The organism is Dokdonella sp. (genome assembly GCF_019634845.1).
Taxonomy (GTDB): domain Bacteria; phylum Pseudomonadota; class Gammaproteobacteria; order Xanthomonadales; family Rhodanobacteraceae; genus Dokdonella_A.
Genome location: NZ_JAHCAQ010000009.1, coordinates 138,263 through 153,105, shown reverse-complemented (window position 1 = coordinate 153,105; position 14,843 = coordinate 138,263). Strand labels below are relative to the sequence as shown.

Below are 14,843 nucleotides of genomic sequence, written 5' to 3'. Positions count from 1 at the left end.
CTGGCACAGGTGCCGCAGGCGCTCACGCGCCAATCCCTGCGGCGCACGCTGCAGATCCTCGACCACGACCTGCGCACGCGCTTCGCGCTGGCCGCACCGCGCATCGGCGTGCTCGGCCTCAACCCGCATGCGGGTGAAGGCGGGCATCTGGGGCGCGAGGAGATCGAGGTGATCGCGCCCGTGCTGCACGAGCTGCGCGCGCACGGACTGGACCTGCACGGCCCACTGCCGGCCGACACCGCATTCGTGCCGCAACAGCTCGCGCAGCTGGACGCGGTGCTAGCGATGTACCACGACCAGGGCCTGCCCGTGCTCAAGTACGCGGGCTTCGGTCACGCGGTCAACGTGACCCTGGGCCTGCCGTGGATCCGCACCTCGGTCGACCATGGCACCGCGCTCGACCTCGCCGGCAGCGGTCGCGCCGACCCCGGCAGCCTGTTCGCCGCGACCCGCCTCGCGCTCGATCTGGTGGCGCGGCGCAGCCGCTGAGCGCGGCCTACACCTGCCCGAGCAGGCCCTGCACCGCGAGGCTGGCCAGCGACACGGCGACCCATGCGCCGAAGCCGAGCAGGATCGGCCGCGCGCCGCTGGCGAGCATCCTGCGCAAGTCGGCCGACAGGCCGATGGCCGTCAGCGCGACGATGATGAGGAAGCCGGCGGCGAGGTGCAGCGGGGCCAGCAGGGCGGTCGGAACCAGTCCCGCCGTGCGCAGTGCCGAGGCGGCGAGGAAACCGAGGATGAACCACGGGAAGATGTGGCGCAGGCTGAACTCGGCCGCGCCGTCGTGCTTCGCCCGCGCGGCCACCACCAAGGCAAGGATCAGGCTGATCGGAATGATCAGCGTCGCGCGCGTCAGCTTGACGATCGTCGCATAGTCGCCCGCCGCATGGCTGTAGCTGTAGCCCGCCGCCACCACCGACGAGGTGTCGTTGATCGCGGTGCCGGCCCACAGCCCGAAACCGAGGTCGGACAGGTGCAGCAGGTGGCCGAGCGGCGGGAACACGAGCACGGCGACGACGTTGAACAGGAAGATCGTCGATACCGCCAGCGCGGTGTCGTGCTCGTCGGGCTTGATGATCGGCGCCACCGCGGCAATCGCCGAGCCGCCGCAGATCGCGGTGCCGACGCCGATCAGGATCTTCAGCTTGTCATGCACGCCGAGCCAGCGGCCGAGCACCCACGCGCCGAGCAACGCGACGGTCAGCGTCACCAGCGTCACCGCCAGCGATTCCAGACCCGTCGCCGCGACCTGGGTGAGACTGAGACCGAAGCCCAGCACGATGACCGACCACTGCAGCACGCGATGGCCCGCAAACGCGATGCCCGGCGTGAAGCGCGCCCGCGGCGAGGCGAGATTGCGCACGGCAATGCCGAGCACGATGCCGATCACGGGACCTCCGACCAGCGGCAGCAGGCTGCCGAGCCACCAGGCGAGCAGCGCGATGGCCAGCGTGAGCAGCAGGCCGGGCGTGCGGCCGTGCGGTTCGCAGCGGACAGCGGCGGGCTCGCGCATCGGGGGCTCCTGCATGGACCGGTGTATTGTCCGCGCCGGCACGATCGAACGAAACCGGCCACCTCGGCTGGCCGGCATCGGCCTTGCCGACCGAGCGCTGCGCCGGCGCGTCGCAGCGAGCGCGAGCGGGCCGACTGCGGCCAGGCGGGCATCGGCTACGATGCACGCATGAACGACACGCGCCACGTCCACAAGAAGCAGTTCGGCCAGCACTTCCTGCACGACGCGCAGATCGTCGCGCGCATCGTGCAGGCGATCGCAGCGCGCGCGGGCGAGCGCGTCGTCGAGATCGGGCCCGGCGATGGCGCGCTGACGCTGCCGCTGCTGCGCGCCCTCGGACGCCTGACCGCGATCGAGCTCGACCGCGACCTCGTGCCGCGCCTGCGCGCGGCGGCGCAAGGCGTGGGCGAGCTCGAGATCATCAACGCCGACGTGCTCGGAGTGGATTTCACCGCCCTGGCCGCCGGCGCCCGGCTGCGCCTGGTGGGCAACCTGCCCTACAACATCTCCTCGCCGATCCTGTTCCACTGCATCGATCATCTCGACTCGATCGGCGACATGCATTTCATGCTGCAGAAGGAAGTCGTCGACCGCATGGCTGCCGCGCCCGGCAGCAAGGTCTACGGGCGACTGTCGGTGATGCTGCAACTGGCCTGTCGCGTCGAGCCGCTGCTGCACGTGCCGCCGCAGGCGTTCCGACCACCGCCCAAGGTCGAGTCGGCAGTCGTGCGACTGCTGCCGCGGCCGCCACAGGAACGCCCCGCGGTGGATGCCCAGACGCTGGCGCAGGTGGTGCGTGCGGCGTTCGGCCAGCGTCGCAAGACGCTGGCCAATGCGCTGCATGGACTGCTCGATGCGGCGCGCATCGAGGCCGCCGGCGTCGATCCGCGGCTGCGTGCCGAGCAGTTGGCGCCGGCGGCGTTCGTGGCGCTGGCGCAGCAACGTCAGCACAACGCGGGCTGACGCCGCGCCGGCACCCGCTGCGGCCGGCCTTGCCCCTGCCCAGCGCGTCCCCGACAATCACGCCCATGAGCAACAAGAAACCCTACGACATCGCAATCTCGGTCGACAGCCAGTTCCTCGACGAGCAGTCGGTGCCGACCGAAAACCGCTACGCGTTCTCCTACACGATCACGATCGCCAACCACGGCACGGTCGGCGCGCGCCTGCTGTCGCGCCACTGGGTCATCACCGACAGCAACGGCAAGGTCCACGAAGTGCGCGGCGATGGCGTGGTCGGCGAGCAGCCGTGGATGCGTCCGGGCGGCGGCTTCGAGTACACCTCGGGTGCCGTGCTCGAAACCGAACTTGGCACGATGCGCGGCAGTTACCAGCTGATCGCCGATGATGGCACCCAGTTCGACGCAATGATCCCCGCCTTCGTACTGACCACACCGCGGACGCTGCACTGATGGCCACGTGGGCGATTGGCGACGTCCAGGGCTGCCACGACGAACTCTCCCGCCTCATCGACACGCTCGCCTTCGACCCCGCGCGCGACACGCTGTGGTTCTGCGGCGACCTCGTCAACCGCGGCGGGCAATCGCTGGCGGTCCTGCGCCTGGTGAAGTCGCTCGGCGAGCGCGCCGTGGTCGTGCTCGGCAACCACGACCTGTCATTGCTGGCGATCGCGCAGCGCCGCCGCGAGGACCAGGCGCGCGTCAACGCCGAGCTGCGCGAAGTGCTGTTCGCCGACGACCACGAGGAACTGCTGGGCTGGCTGCGCACGCGCAAGCTCGTTCATGTCGATCGCAACCTCGGCTACCTGCTCGTGCATGCCGGCCTGTTTCCGCGCTGGAGCACGCAGGAAGCCGAGTCGATCGCCGGCGAGATCGAGGACAAGCTGCACGGCGAAGGACATCGGCGTCTGCTCAAGCAGATGTTCGGCAACAAACCCGACCTGTGGAGCCCGCGCCTGCGCGGCATCGACCGCTGGCGTGCCGGCATCAACGTGTTCACGCGCATGCGTTACGTCGACCCGCGCGGCCGCATCGCGTTCGGTGCCAAGGGTCGCCCCGGCACGCAGCGCCCGGGCTTGTACCCGTGGTTCTCGGTGCCGGGCGTGGCCGAGCGTGACCTGCGCGTCGTCTGCGGCCACTGGTCCACGCTGGGCCGCTTCGCGGGCCTGGGCGTGCACGCGCTCGACACCGGCTGCGTGTGGGGCGGCCATCTCACCGCGATGCGGCTCGATGGCGAGGAGCCGCAATACGTGGCGCTCAAGTCCGACCGGCAACCGCTGCCGGGCAAGGAGATCGATTGAGCATCACCGCGTCGCTGCCGCCGACGCGCTCGTAGGCGACGAAATCGAATGGCCAGGCGTGACGCGCGTCGGCGCCATGGTGCTCGCGCGCATGCTCGCGCCAGTCGCACGCAGCGAATGGCGGAAACCAGGTGTCGGCATCGGTGACCGCGGTGTCGATCCAGGTCAGGTGCATCCGGGTCGCGCGCGGCAGCGCCAACGCATAGACCTCGCCACCGCCGATCACCGCGAGCTCGCCCGCTGGCTGGGCGAATTCGATTGCTGCATCGAGCGACGGCACCGCGACCTGGCCGTCGAACGGCGCCGCCGTGCCGCGCGTGAGCACGAGATTGGGCCGCCCTGCCAGCGCGCGTCCGATCGCGAGCGCGGTCCGGCGCCCCATCAGCACGGCCTTGCCAAGCGTGAGCGCCTTGAAGCGCCGCAGGTCGTCGGGCAGATGCCACGGCATCGCGCCGGCGCGGCCGATTGCGCGGTTGCGGTCGAGCGCCGCGATCAGCGTGATCCGCACGGGCATGCCTCGGCTCGATCGTTGCCGCCGCTCATACCGCAACCGGCGCCTTGATCGCCGGGTGCGGCGCATAGCCTTCGATGCGCACGTCCTCATGGCGGAAATCGAACACCGACTGCACCTCGGGGTTGAGCACCAGCCGCGGCAGCGCGTGCGGTGTGCGCGAGAGCTGCTCGCGCGCCTGTTCGAGATGGTTGTTGTACAGATGCGCATCGCCCAGCGTATGGATGAAATCACCCGGCGTGAGGCCGGTCACCTGCGCCACCATGTGGGTTAACAGCGCGTAACTGGCGATATTGAACGGCACGCCGAGGAAGATGTCGGCCGAGCGCTGGTAGAGCTGGCACGACAGCCGGCCTCCGGCGACATGGAACTGGAACAGCACGTGGCAGGGCTGCAGCGCCATGCGCGGCAATTCGGCCACGTTCCACGCGCTGACGATGAGACGGCGCGAGTCAGGATTGCGCCTGATCTCGTCGATCACGGCGCTGATCTGGTCGATGTGGCTGCCATCGGCCGCGCCCCAGGCCCGCCACTGCTTGCCATAGACGGGGCCCAGCTCACCGTCGGCCGCGGCCCATTCGTCCCAGATCGACACGCCGTGCTGCCTGAGCCAGCCGACATTGGTGTCGCCGCGCAGAAACCACAGCAGTTCGTAGATGATCGACTTCAGGTGCAGCTTCTTGGTGGTGACGAGCGGAAACCCGGCGGCGAGATCGAAGCGCATCTGCCAGCCGAACACGCTGCGCGTGCCGGTACCGGTGCGGTCGGCCTTGGCGACGCCGTGGTCGAGCACGTGGCGCAGCAGGTCGAGATAGGCGCGCATCAACGCCCTCCGGTTGGCTTGCCGTTGTGCTTGCCGGGTGCAGGAACGGCCGTCGCGGGCGCCAACACGGGCGCGTGGCGCGACCGCGCCAGCAGCAGCACACCGACCACCACCAGCGGCAACGACAACACCTGCCCCATCGTCAGCCAGCCGAAGGCGAGGTAGCCGAGCTGTGCGTCGGGCACGCGCACGAACTCGACCGCAAAGCGGAACACGCCATAGAGCAGGGCGAACAGGCCCGACACCGCGTAACGCGGGCGCGGTCGACGCGAATACAGCCACAACACCGTGAACAGCACGACCCCTTCGAGCAGGAATTCGTAGAGCTGCGAGGGATGGCGCGCGTAGCGATCGAGCTGGCCGCTGGCATGAAGCGCGTGCAACTGCTCGCGCGTCATGTCGATGAGCTCGGGCGCGCTCGGGAAGATCATGCCCCACGGCCGCGTGGTCGGCGCGCCCCACAGCTCGCCATTGATGAAATTGCCGAGCCGCCCGAAGCCCAGGCCGATCGGCACCAGCGGCGCGACGAAATCGATGGTGTCGAAATAGTGGATGTGGTGGCGTCGGGTCCAGATCCAGCCGGCCAGCAGCACGCCGAGCAGGCCACCGTGGAACGACATGCCACCGTCCCACACGCGCAGGATGTCGAGCGGATGCGCGAGGTATTCGCGCAGGTTGTAGAACAGCACGTAGCCAAGCCGCCCGCCGAGGATGACGCCGAGCATGACGTAGAACGCCAGGTCGCCGAACGCCTCGCGCGTCACCGGCAGGCGCCCGCTGGCGAGGCGCCGGCTGCCGAGCCACCACGCGCCGGCAAAACCGAGCAGATACATGAGACCGTACCAGTGCACCTGCACCGGACCGAGCGCGACCGCCACCGGATTGAAATCGACGAGGTAATGCATCGGTGAATTATGCCGGCAATACGCGGCAGACGAAGCCTTTGAGATAGTCGGTTTCGGCGATCGCCGGATGCACGGGATGGTCGGGCGCCTGCTGCAGGCCGATCAGCATCTGCACGTGGCGGTCGAGGTGGCGCGCGCCCTGCTGCACGCCATCGAGCAGCGCCGCACGCGGCATGTGGTGCGAGCACGAGCAGGTGATGAGGATGCCGTCGCGCGCGAGCACCTGCATGCCGAGCTCGTTGAGGCGCCGGTACGCCAGGCGCCCTTCGGCGGCATCCTTCTTGCGCTTGATGAAGGCGGGCGGATCGAGGATCACGACGTCGAAGCGCTCGCGCTCCTCGCGCAGCGCCCGCAGGTGGTCGAAGGCATCGCCGCGCACCGCGCGCACGCGGTCGGCCACGCCGTTGCGCTGCGCATTGGCATGCGTGGCCTCGACCGCACTGGCCGAGGCATCGACGCAGCAGACCTCGGCGGCGCCGGCAGCGGCGGCATGGATGCCCCAGCCGCCGAGGTAGGCGAACATGTCGAGCACGCGCTTGCCGGCGACCAACCGCGCGAGTTGGGACCGGTTCTCGCGCTGGTCGTAGAACCAGCCGGTCTTCTGGCCCTCGCGCGGATCGATGAGGAACTCGAGCTCACCCTCGCGCGCGAGCACCTCGCCGCCCGCATCGCCATGGGCGAGCTCGACGTAGGCAGGCAACTGCTCCAGCGCGCGGATGCCGGCATCGTTCTTCCACCACAACTGGCGCGGACGCAGGACCTTGAGCAGGGCCTGGGCGATCGCCTCCTTGCGCCGCTCCATGCCGGCGGTGGTGATCTGCGCCACCAGCACGTCGCCGAAGCGGTCGACCGTGAGCCCCGGCAGGCCGTCGGATTCGCCGAACACGAGCCGGTAGTACGGATGGCTGTACAGGCGCTCACGCAGCGACAGCGCCACGTTGAGCCGATGCACGATGAGCGATGCATCGATCGCGTGGTCGAGCCCACGCGCAACCAGGCGCGCCGCGATCAGCGAATTGGGATTGACGTAGCCGACCCCGAGCGCCTTGCCGCGATGATCGACGATCGCGCAGGCATCGCCGGGCGCGAACGCCGTGAGCGGCGAACGCGCCACATCGACCTCGTTGGAGAACACCCACAGGTGCCCGGCGCGCAGGCGCGCCTCCTCGCCGCGCTTGAGAACCAGGGCCGGGTATTCGATCGATTCGGTCACGGACATGCGCTGCGGACGAGGGGCGTGCACGGTAGCGCCGTCGGCGCCGCGCCACAACCGCCGCAGCGCGCCGCCCCGTCTACAGCAGCACGGGACGGTTGGGCAGTTCGTCGCTGCCGCCGCCGGTGCAGCCCGGGAAGTGGTGCTCGATCAGCGCACTGACGGCGGCAACGCCGGCCAGCGCGCCGGCCTCGTAGTGGCCGGTGCTGAAGTGCTGGCGCATGAGGTCGCACACCGCCTGCCACTGGCTGGCATCGACGCGCGCGGCAATGCCGCGGTCGGCCACGATCTCGATCGCGCGATCGGCCAGCAACACGTAGATGAGCACGCCGGTGTCGTGCTGCGTGTTCCACACGCGCAGATGCGCGAACACCTCGTGGGCGCGCTCGCGCGCACTGCGCCGGCGCCACAGCGCGGGCAGGCCCAGCGCGCCTTCGACCGCAAACACGATCTCGCCCGGCTGGCGCTGCTCGCTCGCCGCGATCGCGTGCTGGATCGCATCGAGCGTGCGCGGCGGAAAACGCCTGCGCACCGAGCCCGCATCGAACAGATGGCGCAGCGCCCGCATCACCAGCTCCCCGAGGCGCCGCCGCCGGAGAAGCCTCCGCTGGAGCCGCCACTGAATCCGCCGCCACTGAATCCGCCGCCACCGAAGCTGCCGCCACCGAAGCCGCCACCGCCAAAACTGCCGCCACCAAAACCGCCCGAGCCGCCGCGACCGGCGAAGCCGCCGCCACTGCCACTGCCGGCCAAGCCGAACACCAGGCCAAGCACGCCGAGGATCAGCGCCAATGGCAGCAGGCCGCTGAACAGCCACACCGCCACGCCGGTACCGGTGCCGACCAGCAGTGCGCGCAAACCGGTCGCCAGTCGCGCCAACACGGCGCTGAGCAGCATTGCCGCGATCCAGCCCGCGATGAAACCATTGGTGAGGCGCTGGTCGCCGTTGGCCTGCGGTTCGTCGGTCAGCGGAGGCGGCAACGGTTCGTCGTTGATGAGGCGTGTCAACGCGCCGATGGCGTCCTCGATGCCACCGTAGTAGTCGCCGGCGCGGAACTTCGGCGTGATGTACTCGCGAATGATGCGCGCAGCGGCGGCATCGGGAATCGCGCCCTCGAGATCCTGCCCGACCTCGATGCGCACGCGACGATCGTCCTTGGCCACGATCAGCAGCACGCCATCGTGCGTCCTGGCATCGCTGCGCGAGAGTTTCCAGGCGTCGGTCACGCGGATGCTGTACTGCGCGATGTCCTCAGGCGCCGTGCTCGGCACCAGCAGCACCGCCACGCGCGAACCCTTGCTCTTTTCCAGCGCCTCGAGCTGCGCCTCCAGGGCCTGCTGCTGGCGCGCGCCGAGCGTGCCGGTGAGATCGGTCACGCGCGCACCGAACGGCGGGATCGGCCGCAGCCCGTCGGCGGCGATCGCCGTGACCGAGGCCAGCAGCAGGCACAGCAAGCCGAGCAACAGACCACGCAGTGCGTGCACCGCCGCCATCTCCTGCGCGCTACGGCTGCGCCGGCGCGGGCTTGCTGAAATCGACGGTCGGCGCGGTCGATATCTGCTTTTCGTTGTCGACCGCGAAATTGGCCTTGGGCTTGTAGCCGAACACCATCGCGGTCAGGTTGGTTGGAAACGAGCGGATGTAGGTGTTGTAGTCCTGCACCACCTGGATATAGCGGTTGCGCGCCACGGTCACGCGGTTCTCGGTGCCCTCGAGCTGGGCCTGCAGGTTCTGGAACAGGCCATCGGCCTTGAGCTGCGGATAGTTCTCCGACACCGCCATCAGCCGTGACAGCGCGCTCGACAGCTCGCCCTGCGCCTGCTGGAACACCTTCATCTTGTTCTCGTCGGCGAGGTCGTCGACCGTCAGGTGGATCTGGCCGACCTTGGCCCGCGCCTCGGTGACCTGGGTGAAGACCGCTTCCTCGTGCTGCGCATAACCCTTGACCGTGTTGACGAGGTTGGGCACGAGGTCGGCACGGCGCTGGTACTGGTTGAGCACTTCGGACCAGCCGGCCTTGACCGCCTCGTCCTTGGCCTGGATCTGGTTGTAGCCACAGCCGCCAAGGCCGAGCAGCACGAAGAACAGGGTGAACAAGCCAATTGCGCGCATGATGCCTCCGCCAACGATGCCGGCCATGCCGGATGCGCGCACTGTGCGGCCGGCGGCGGCGGCATGCAAGTGAGTCCGGGCGACAGGGGATGGACCTGCGACGCCGGGCGCTGGCCGCGGCAGCGAGGCGCGCGCCGCGGCGCTCAGCCCAAGCCGCGCCCGAACAGCACCAGGCCCCAGCACAGCACCACGTTGAACATGAGCAGCAACACCGCCGCCGACCCCATGTCCTTGGCGCGCCCGGCCAGCTCGTGGAACTCGGGCGTGGTCTTGTCGACGATCGCCTCGACCGCCGAATTGAGCAGCTCCGCCGACAGCACGAGCACGAGGCTGCCGACGAGGATGGCCTTCTCGACCGCGCCGTGGCCGAGCCACAGTCCGAGCGGACACAGGATCACGAACAGGTAGCCCTCGAGCCGGAACGAGGCCTCGTGGCGCCAGGCCGCACGCAGGCCCTGCATCGACCACTTGAACGCTCGCGCGATCTGGCGCGGCCCCCTCGGCTCGGTGCTCGGCATGCCCGTGGATCTCCCCTGCCTCAATCAACGCCCGCGGCGCGCACCGCCGCGGGCAGCCCCGCACCGGCAGCGGCCGGCGGCGCGACTTGAACAAGGGCGCGCCAATCGTCGAAGATGACCCGATCGGCCGCGTGCCGCAGATCATTTTCGATCATGCCACAGGCGCCATCACTTGGGCGCAGGCGGCAGTTTTTTCGTCGGGGGGAGTACATGGACAGCAGCCACTCGCGCCGGCAGCGCGCGATGTCGACCGATCGGCCGCCCGCAGCGGCGCACGCGGTGCGCGCATGAGCCGGCGCTTCCTGCTGATTGCCGCCGGCCTGTTCGCGGTCCTGACCGCCATCGGCCTGCTCGGGCTCGATCGCCCGTTGGCCGAATCGATCCGCGCCAGCGGCCTGGAACAGGCTGCCTATTTCGCCACGCCCCTGCGCATGCTCGATACCGCCTCCGGGCTCCACACCTGGTACTGGCTGGCCGGTTGGCTGACGCTCGCGCTCGGCCTGGTCGGCATCGCGCTGCGCCGCGAGGCGCGCTGGCCGCGCGTACTCGTGCTGGCCGCGCTGGTCCAGTTCGCGACGATCGGCGCGATGATCCTCGGCAAGAACAGCTTCGGCCGGTTGCGTCCCGAGCAGGTGCTGGCCAGCGGCGACTGGTCGCAGATCTGGTTCGCCGGCGGCGGCAGCTTCCCGTCGGGCCACTCGGCGTTCTATTTCGGCCTGCTGCTGCCGATCGCAGCGGCCTGCCCGCGGCGCTGGCAGAGTGCGCTGCTGCTGTTGATTCCGCTGTTCGCGATCTGCGCGCGCCTCGACCTGGCCAAGCACTTCCTGTCCGACGTGATGGCCTCGGGCCTGCTCGCCGCACTGCTTGCACTGGTGGCGGCGACGCTGTCGCGACGCTGGCTGCCGGCGCCGGCCGTGCGCACCGCATGAACGTGGGCGCTGCGTGCAGCGCAGCACGCAGCCGCATGCCCATGCGCTACCCTTGCCTTCTTTTGCCTGCACGGAGCTGCCCATGAACAGCCTGCCTGCCCGACCGAGCCAGACGCGCTCGTTCACCACGGTGTTCCTCATCGAGATGTGGGAGCGCTTCGGTTACTACGGCATGCAGGCGCTGATCGTGTACTACATGGTGCAGCGCCTGCGCTTCGACGATGACCGCGCCAACCTCGTCTGGGGCGCGGCGGCGGCGCTGATCTACGTGGCGCCCGCGATCGGCGGCTGGATCGGCGACAAGATCCTCGGCACGCGGCGCACGATGCTGATCGGCGCCGTGATCCTCGCCATCGGCTATGCGCTGATGGTGGTGCCGACCGAGAGCGCCTGGTTCCTGTTCTGCGCGCTCGGCGTGATCGTGGTCGGCAATGGACTGTTCAAGGCCAACGCCGGCAACCTCGTGCGCAAGATCTACGAGGGTGACGACTCGCGCATCGACAGCGCGTTCACGATCTACTACATGGCCGTCAACCTCGGCGCGATGATCTCGCAGCTCCTCACGCCGTGGCTCAAGGATTACGTCAACAGCCACTACGGCAACGAGCTGGGCTGGCACGTCGCGTTCGCGGTGTGCTCGGCCGGCCTCGTGGTCGGACTGTTCAACTACCTGGCGATGCGCGCCAGCATGACCCACATCGGCTCGGCACCCGACCAGCAACCGGCCAGCGTCGGCAAGCTCGGCGCGGTACTGGCGCTGGGCGTGGCCGCGATCTTCGTCTCGGCCTACATCCTGCAGCACCAGGCGGTGGCGCGCGCCTTCGTCTACGCCGCGGCGATCGGCGTGCTCGGCATCTTCGCCTACCTGATCGCGATCGGGCGCAAGGAAGAGCGCGCCGGCCTCATCGCCGCGCTCGTGCTGACCGTGCAGACGGTGTTCTATTTCATCTTCTACCAGCAGATGTCGACCTCGCTGAACCTGTTCGCGCTGCGCAACGTCGACTGGACCTTCAAGCTGTTCGGCGCCGAGCTGTTCACGTGGTCACCGGCGCAGTTCCAGGCGCTCAACCCGATCTGGATCTTCATCCTCAGCCCGATCCTGGCCTGGTGGTACACCTGGTCGGGCAAACGCGGCCGCAACATGTCGATCGCCACCAAGTTCGCGATCGGCTTCGTCATCATCGCGCTCGGCTTCTTCATCTACGGCGCGGCCGGCAACTACGCCAATGCCGACGGCAAGGTGTCGTCATGGCTGATGGTGTGGGGCTACGGCGCGATCTCGCTCGGCGAACTGCTGGTCAGCGGACTGGGCCTGGCGATGATCGCGCGCTACGTGCCCGAGCGCATGGGCGGCTTCATGATGGGCGCCTACTTCGTCGCCTCGGGCGTGTCGCAGTATCTGGGCGGCGTGGTGGCGACCTATGCCAGCGTGCCCGAGGACATCACCGAACCGCTGCAGACGCTGCCGATCTACACCAACCTGTTCAACAAGCTCGGTGTCGCGGCCATCATCTGCACGCTGATCGCGATCGCGGTGCTGCCGCTGATGAAGAAGCTGTCGGCCGAACACAGCAGCCACGCGCAATGACCGCGCGCCGAGCAGGCGCGCTGCCGGCCGCTGCGGTTCAATCGCCGAGCGCGCGCACGAACGGCACCGTGACGCGGCGCTGACTCGCCAGCGAGGCGCGGTCGATGCGTTCGAGCCACTCCAGCAGCGTGCCTAGATCGCGCTTGCGGCGCGTGAACAACCAGTCCAGCACGGCCTCGTCGAGTTCGAGGCCGCGCTGACGCGCGCGATCGCGCAACAGCGCGCGGCGCTGCGCTTCGTCGAGCGGCTTGAGCGTGACTTGGGTGCAGGCAGCCAATCGCGACACCAGATCGGGCAATGCAATGCCGAGCTGCGCCGGCGGCGCGCTGGCCGCGAACAGCAATGCGGCGCCGTCGCTGCGACAACGGTTGTAGAGATCGAACAGCGCCTGCTCGGCAGCGGGCCGGCCGGCAATGACGTCGACATCGTCGATGGCCAACACGGCGCTGCCACCGCAGCCACGCAGCGCCAGCGTCACGTCGGGCACGCGCGCCAGCGGCAGGTACTGCGCGCTGCGCCCGGCCGCCTGCGCCGCCGCGCAGGCCGCGACCAGCAGATGGCTGCGGCCGCTGCCGAGCACACCGCCCAGGTACAGCCACGGCGCATCCGGCTCGCTGGCGAGGCGGCGCACGAGTTCAAGCGCAAGCGCATTGGCGCCGGGCACGAAACCGGCCAGGCGCTGGTGCGCGGGCCAGCGCAGCACCAGCGGCAACTGCGCATTCATGGCGCGGCGTCGGGCGTGGTGCCGGTCGCCGCGGCCGGCTGCGCGGCCGCAGCCGAAGTGACCTCGCCCGCGCCCGCCGCCGCAACAGCCTCGGCTGGCGTCGCCACCGCCGGCCGCTCGCCGTGCCGGTACAGCGCGCTGCCGGTGTAGCGTTGGTGCAGGTAGCGCAGCAGCACCATCACCACGGCCGCCACCGGCAATGCGAGCAGGATGCCGAGAAAACCGAACAGCTCGCCGCCGGCGAGCACCGCGAAGATCACCGCCACCGGATGCAGGCCGATGCGGTCACCGACCAGGCGCGGCACCAGCACGTAACCCTCCAGCGTCTGCCCGACCACGAACACGCCGAGCACGAGCATCACGTGGGTCCAGTCCTGGTACTGCACCAGCGCGGCGATCACGCCCATCAGCACGCCGGCGATCGCGCCCAGGTACGGCACGAAGCTGATGAGGCCCGCGATCATGCCGATCAGCGGCCCGACATTGATGCCGACCAGCCACAGCGCCACCCCGTAGAAGAGCCCGAGCACGATCATCACGCTGAGCTGGCCGCGCAGGAACGCGCCGAGCACCTCGTCCGATTCGCGCGCAAGCCGCGACACCACCGGCTCGACCGAGCGCGGAATGAGCTCGTGCACGCGCGCGACCAGCACGTCCCAGTCGCGCAGCAGATAGAACCCGACCACCGGAATCATCACCAGGTTGAGGCCCCAGCCGACCAGGGCCATGCCCGAACGCGACACCTGGCCGATCACGCTGGCGGCGAGCCCGCCGGCCTCCTTCCAGTGCTTCTGCAGCGCATCGAAGATGCTGCGCGTATCGAGCAGTTCGGGGGTGACGCCGAAGCGTTCCTGCACCCACGGCAAGGCATGGGTCTGCAGCCATGCCACCCACACCGGCAACTGGCCAAGGAAATTGCCGATCTGGTGCTCGATGAAGGGCACCAGCAGCAGCACCGCCGCGACCAGCACGATGCTTGCCAGCGTGAACACGAGACTGACCGCCCACGAGCGGCCGAGGCGGCGCTCGAGGCGGTCGACCAGCGGATCGAACAGGTAGGCGAACAACGCCGCCACCGCAAACGGCATCAGCACCGGCCGCAGCCAGTACAGCAGCGCGCCGAGCGCACCGAGCAGGACGAGCCACTGCCAGCGCAGGTCGCTACCGTGCTGCGGGCGGGATTCGTTCAAGGCCGGCTCCTTCGTTGCATGATCGCGCGCTGGCCCCAGACGATGACATAGTGCAGGCCACTGGCCAACGTCAGCGCCACGGTCAGCGCGACGAGTGCGGCATCGAGCTCGGGCACTTGCGCAATCCACTGCGTCAGGCGCAGCAGCGTGTACAGCACGAAGGCGATCTGCACCACCGTGGTCCACTTCGACAGCCGAGTCGGCGCGGCATCGAAGCGGCCGATCAGCGCGTGGTAGCCGATCGCGCCGACCACGATCACCAGATCACGGGCGACGATGAGCACGGTCAACCAGGCCGGGATCGCCGCCACCAGCGCCAGCGTGACGAAGGCGGCGGTCAGCAGCAGCTTGTCGGCCAGCGGATCGAGCATGCCGCCGAGCCAGCTCTGCCAGCCGAAGTGCTTGGCGAGGAAGCCGTCGAGCGCATCGCTGGCGCCGGCGATGAATGCCACCGCCAGCGCCTGCGGCCACTGCCGGTCGAGGATCAGCAGGCACAGCGGCACCACCAGCGCGATGCGCAGCAGCGTGATCAGGTTGGGCAGGTGCCGCAGCATCG

The 14,843-nt window shown here is 69.2% G+C and carries 19 protein-coding genes; 6 read left to right on the top strand and 13 right to left on the bottom strand.

Going from position 1 to position 14,843, the window contains the following annotated elements:
• Positions 1 to 489, top strand: a 489-nt coding sequence (locus KF903_RS08650) for a 4-hydroxythreonine-4-phosphate dehydrogenase PdxA (protein WP_291213681.1), incomplete at its 5' end; no start/stop codon positions are given.
• 7 nt (positions 490 to 496) lie between these two features.
• Here the strand turns inward: KF903_RS08650 and KF903_RS08645 are convergent.
• Positions 497 to 1,513 (bottom strand): YeiH family protein, encoded by a 1,017-nt coding sequence (locus KF903_RS08645; protein ID WP_291213679.1) that lies wholly within the window; start codon positions 1,511 to 1,513, stop codon positions 497 to 499.
• 168 nt (positions 1,514 to 1,681) lie between these two features.
• On the opposite strand from KF903_RS08645, the gene rsmA reads away from it, so the two are divergent.
• The 3 genes from rsmA (at position 1,682) to KF903_RS08630 (ending at position 3,773) form a co-directional block, all read left to right on the top strand.
• Positions 1,682 to 2,476, top strand: a complete 795-nt coding sequence (gene rsmA, locus KF903_RS08640; RefSeq protein ID WP_291213677.1) for a 16S rRNA (adenine(1518)-N(6)/adenine(1519)-N(6))-dimethyltransferase RsmA — start codon at positions 1,682 to 1,684, stop codon at positions 2,474 to 2,476.
• 65 nt (positions 2,477 to 2,541) lie between these two features.
• Positions 2,542 to 2,925, top strand: a complete 384-nt coding sequence (apaG, locus tag KF903_RS08635) for a Co2+/Mg2+ efflux protein ApaG (RefSeq protein ID WP_291213675.1) — start codon at positions 2,542 to 2,544, stop codon at positions 2,923 to 2,925.
• Positions 2,925 to 3,773 (top strand): symmetrical bis(5'-nucleosyl)-tetraphosphatase, encoded by an 849-nt coding sequence (locus KF903_RS08630; protein WP_291213673.1) that lies wholly within the window; start codon positions 2,925 to 2,927, stop codon positions 3,771 to 3,773. The genes apaG and KF903_RS08630 overlap by 1 nt, the downstream gene beginning before the upstream one ends.
• Here the strand turns inward: KF903_RS08630 and KF903_RS08625 are convergent.
• The 9 genes from KF903_RS08625 to KF903_RS08585 all read right to left on the bottom strand — a co-directional run bounded on the left by KF903_RS08625 (position 3,730) and on the right by KF903_RS08585 (position 10,011).
• Entirely contained in the window at positions 3,730 to 4,281 is a 552-nt protein-coding gene (locus KF903_RS08625) for a dihydrofolate reductase (RefSeq protein WP_291213685.1), read from the bottom strand. The two genes, KF903_RS08630 and KF903_RS08625, sit on opposite strands and share 44 nt — an antisense overlap.
• A gap of 31 nt (positions 4,282 to 4,312) precedes the next feature.
• Positions 4,313 to 5,107, bottom strand: coding sequence for a thymidylate synthase (locus tag KF903_RS08620; RefSeq protein WP_291213671.1), 795 nt, complete (start codon positions 5,105 to 5,107; stop codon positions 4,313 to 4,315).
• Entirely contained in the window at positions 5,107 to 6,012 is a 906-nt protein-coding gene (lgt, locus tag KF903_RS08615) for a prolipoprotein diacylglyceryl transferase (RefSeq protein WP_291213669.1), read from the bottom strand. The genes KF903_RS08620 and lgt overlap by 1 nt, the downstream gene beginning before the upstream one ends.
• A gap of 7 nt (positions 6,013 to 6,019) precedes the next feature.
• Positions 6,020 to 7,213, bottom strand: coding sequence for a class I SAM-dependent rRNA methyltransferase (locus KF903_RS08610; RefSeq protein WP_345777752.1), 1,194 nt, complete (start codon positions 7,211 to 7,213; stop codon positions 6,020 to 6,022).
• A gap of 91 nt (positions 7,214 to 7,304) precedes the next feature.
• On the bottom strand, positions 7,305 to 7,793 hold the full coding sequence (locus KF903_RS08605) for a TPM domain-containing protein (protein WP_291213665.1): 489 nt from the start codon (positions 7,791 to 7,793) through the stop codon (positions 7,305 to 7,307).
• Positions 7,793 to 8,719, bottom strand: coding sequence for a TPM domain-containing protein (locus KF903_RS08600; protein ID WP_291213663.1), 927 nt, complete (start codon positions 8,717 to 8,719; stop codon positions 7,793 to 7,795). The genes KF903_RS08605 and KF903_RS08600 overlap by 1 nt, the downstream gene beginning before the upstream one ends.
• 10 nt (positions 8,720 to 8,729) lie before the next feature.
• Positions 8,730 to 9,338, bottom strand: a complete 609-nt coding sequence (locus tag KF903_RS08595; protein ID WP_291213661.1) for a LemA family protein — start codon at positions 9,336 to 9,338, stop codon at positions 8,730 to 8,732.
• A gap of 143 nt (positions 9,339 to 9,481) precedes the next feature.
• Positions 9,482 to 9,856 (bottom strand): diacylglycerol kinase, encoded by a 375-nt coding sequence (locus KF903_RS08590; RefSeq protein ID WP_291213659.1) that lies wholly within the window; start codon positions 9,854 to 9,856, stop codon positions 9,482 to 9,484.
• Between the two features lie 20 nt (positions 9,857 to 9,876).
• Entirely contained in the window at positions 9,877 to 10,011 is a 135-nt protein-coding gene (locus tag KF903_RS08585) for a hypothetical protein (protein ID WP_291213657.1), read from the bottom strand.
• Positions 10,012 to 10,143: 132 nt separating this feature from the next.
• Here KF903_RS08585 and KF903_RS08580 point away from each other — a divergent pair, with 132 nt between their 5' ends.
• Both KF903_RS08580 and KF903_RS08575 read left to right on the top strand, forming a co-directional pair.
• Positions 10,144 to 10,785, top strand: a complete 642-nt coding sequence (locus tag KF903_RS08580) for a phosphatase PAP2 family protein (RefSeq protein WP_291213655.1) — start codon at positions 10,144 to 10,146, stop codon at positions 10,783 to 10,785.
• 82 nt (positions 10,786 to 10,867) lie between these two features.
• Positions 10,868 to 12,373: an oligopeptide:H+ symporter gene (locus KF903_RS08575; protein ID WP_291213653.1), complete on the top strand. Its 1,506-nt coding sequence runs from the start codon at positions 10,868 to 10,870 to the stop codon at positions 12,371 to 12,373.
• Positions 12,374 to 12,410: 37 nt separating this feature from the next.
• Here the strand turns inward: KF903_RS08575 and hda are convergent, their stop codons facing one another.
• Genes hda through KF903_RS08560 form a run of 3 tightly spaced genes read right to left on the bottom strand, consistent with a single transcriptional unit; the run spans position 12,411 to position 14,841 of the window.
• On the bottom strand, positions 12,411 to 13,097 hold the full coding sequence (hda, locus tag KF903_RS08570; protein ID WP_291213651.1) for a DnaA regulatory inactivator Hda: 687 nt from the start codon (positions 13,095 to 13,097) through the stop codon (positions 12,411 to 12,413).
• Positions 13,094 to 14,287 (bottom strand): AI-2E family transporter, encoded by a 1,194-nt coding sequence (locus KF903_RS08565; protein WP_291213649.1) that lies wholly within the window; start codon positions 14,285 to 14,287, stop codon positions 13,094 to 13,096. The genes hda and KF903_RS08565 overlap by 4 nt, the downstream gene beginning before the upstream one ends.
• Positions 14,284 to 14,841: a CDP-alcohol phosphatidyltransferase family protein gene (locus tag KF903_RS08560; protein ID WP_291213647.1), complete on the bottom strand. Its 558-nt coding sequence runs from the start codon at positions 14,839 to 14,841 to the stop codon at positions 14,284 to 14,286. Before KF903_RS08560 ends, KF903_RS08565 begins: the two co-directional genes overlap by 4 nt.
• Positions 14,842 to 14,843: the final 2 nt, after the last annotated feature.

Excerpts from the sequence above, each read along its gene's own strand:
- rsmA (WP_291213677.1), top strand. The coding sequence starts at position 1,682 with ATGAACGACACGCGCCACGTCCACAAGAAGCAGTTCGGCCAGCACTTC.
- hda (WP_291213651.1), bottom strand. The coding sequence starts at position 13,097 with ATGAATGCGCAGTTGCCGCTGGTGCTGCGCTGGCCCGCGCACCAGCGC.
- KF903_RS08605 (WP_291213665.1), bottom strand. The coding sequence starts at position 7,793 with ATGCGGGCGCTGCGCCATCTGTTCGATGCGGGCTCGGTGCGCAGGCGT.
- KF903_RS08560 (WP_291213647.1), bottom strand. The coding sequence starts at position 14,841 with ATGCTGCGGCACCTGCCCAACCTGATCACGCTGCTGCGCATCGCGCTG.
- KF903_RS08620 (WP_291213671.1), bottom strand. The coding sequence starts at position 5,107 with ATGCGCGCCTATCTCGACCTGCTGCGCCACGTGCTCGACCACGGCGTC.
- KF903_RS08585 (WP_291213657.1), bottom strand. The coding sequence starts at position 10,011 with ATGATCGAAAATGATCTGCGGCACGCGGCCGATCGGGTCATCTTCGAC.
- KF903_RS08575 (WP_291213653.1), top strand. The coding sequence starts at position 10,868 with ATGAACAGCCTGCCTGCCCGACCGAGCCAGACGCGCTCGTTCACCACG.
- KF903_RS08595 (WP_291213661.1), bottom strand. The coding sequence starts at position 9,338 with ATGCGCGCAATTGGCTTGTTCACCCTGTTCTTCGTGCTGCTCGGCCTT.
- KF903_RS08590 (WP_291213659.1), bottom strand. The coding sequence starts at position 9,856 with ATGCCGAGCACCGAGCCGAGGGGGCCGCGCCAGATCGCGCGAGCGTTC.
- KF903_RS08630 (WP_291213673.1), top strand. The coding sequence starts at position 2,925 with ATGGCCACGTGGGCGATTGGCGACGTCCAGGGCTGCCACGACGAACTC.
- KF903_RS08645 (WP_291213679.1), bottom strand. The coding sequence starts at position 1,513 with ATGCGCGAGCCCGCCGCTGTCCGCTGCGAACCGCACGGCCGCACGCCC.
- KF903_RS08580 (WP_291213655.1), top strand. The coding sequence starts at position 10,144 with ATGAGCCGGCGCTTCCTGCTGATTGCCGCCGGCCTGTTCGCGGTCCTG.
- lgt (WP_291213669.1), bottom strand. The coding sequence starts at position 6,012 with ATGCATTACCTCGTCGATTTCAATCCGGTGGCGGTCGCGCTCGGTCCG.
- KF903_RS08600 (WP_291213663.1), bottom strand. The coding sequence starts at position 8,719 with ATGGCGGCGGTGCACGCACTGCGTGGTCTGTTGCTCGGCTTGCTGTGC.
- apaG (WP_291213675.1), top strand. The coding sequence starts at position 2,542 with ATGAGCAACAAGAAACCCTACGACATCGCAATCTCGGTCGACAGCCAG.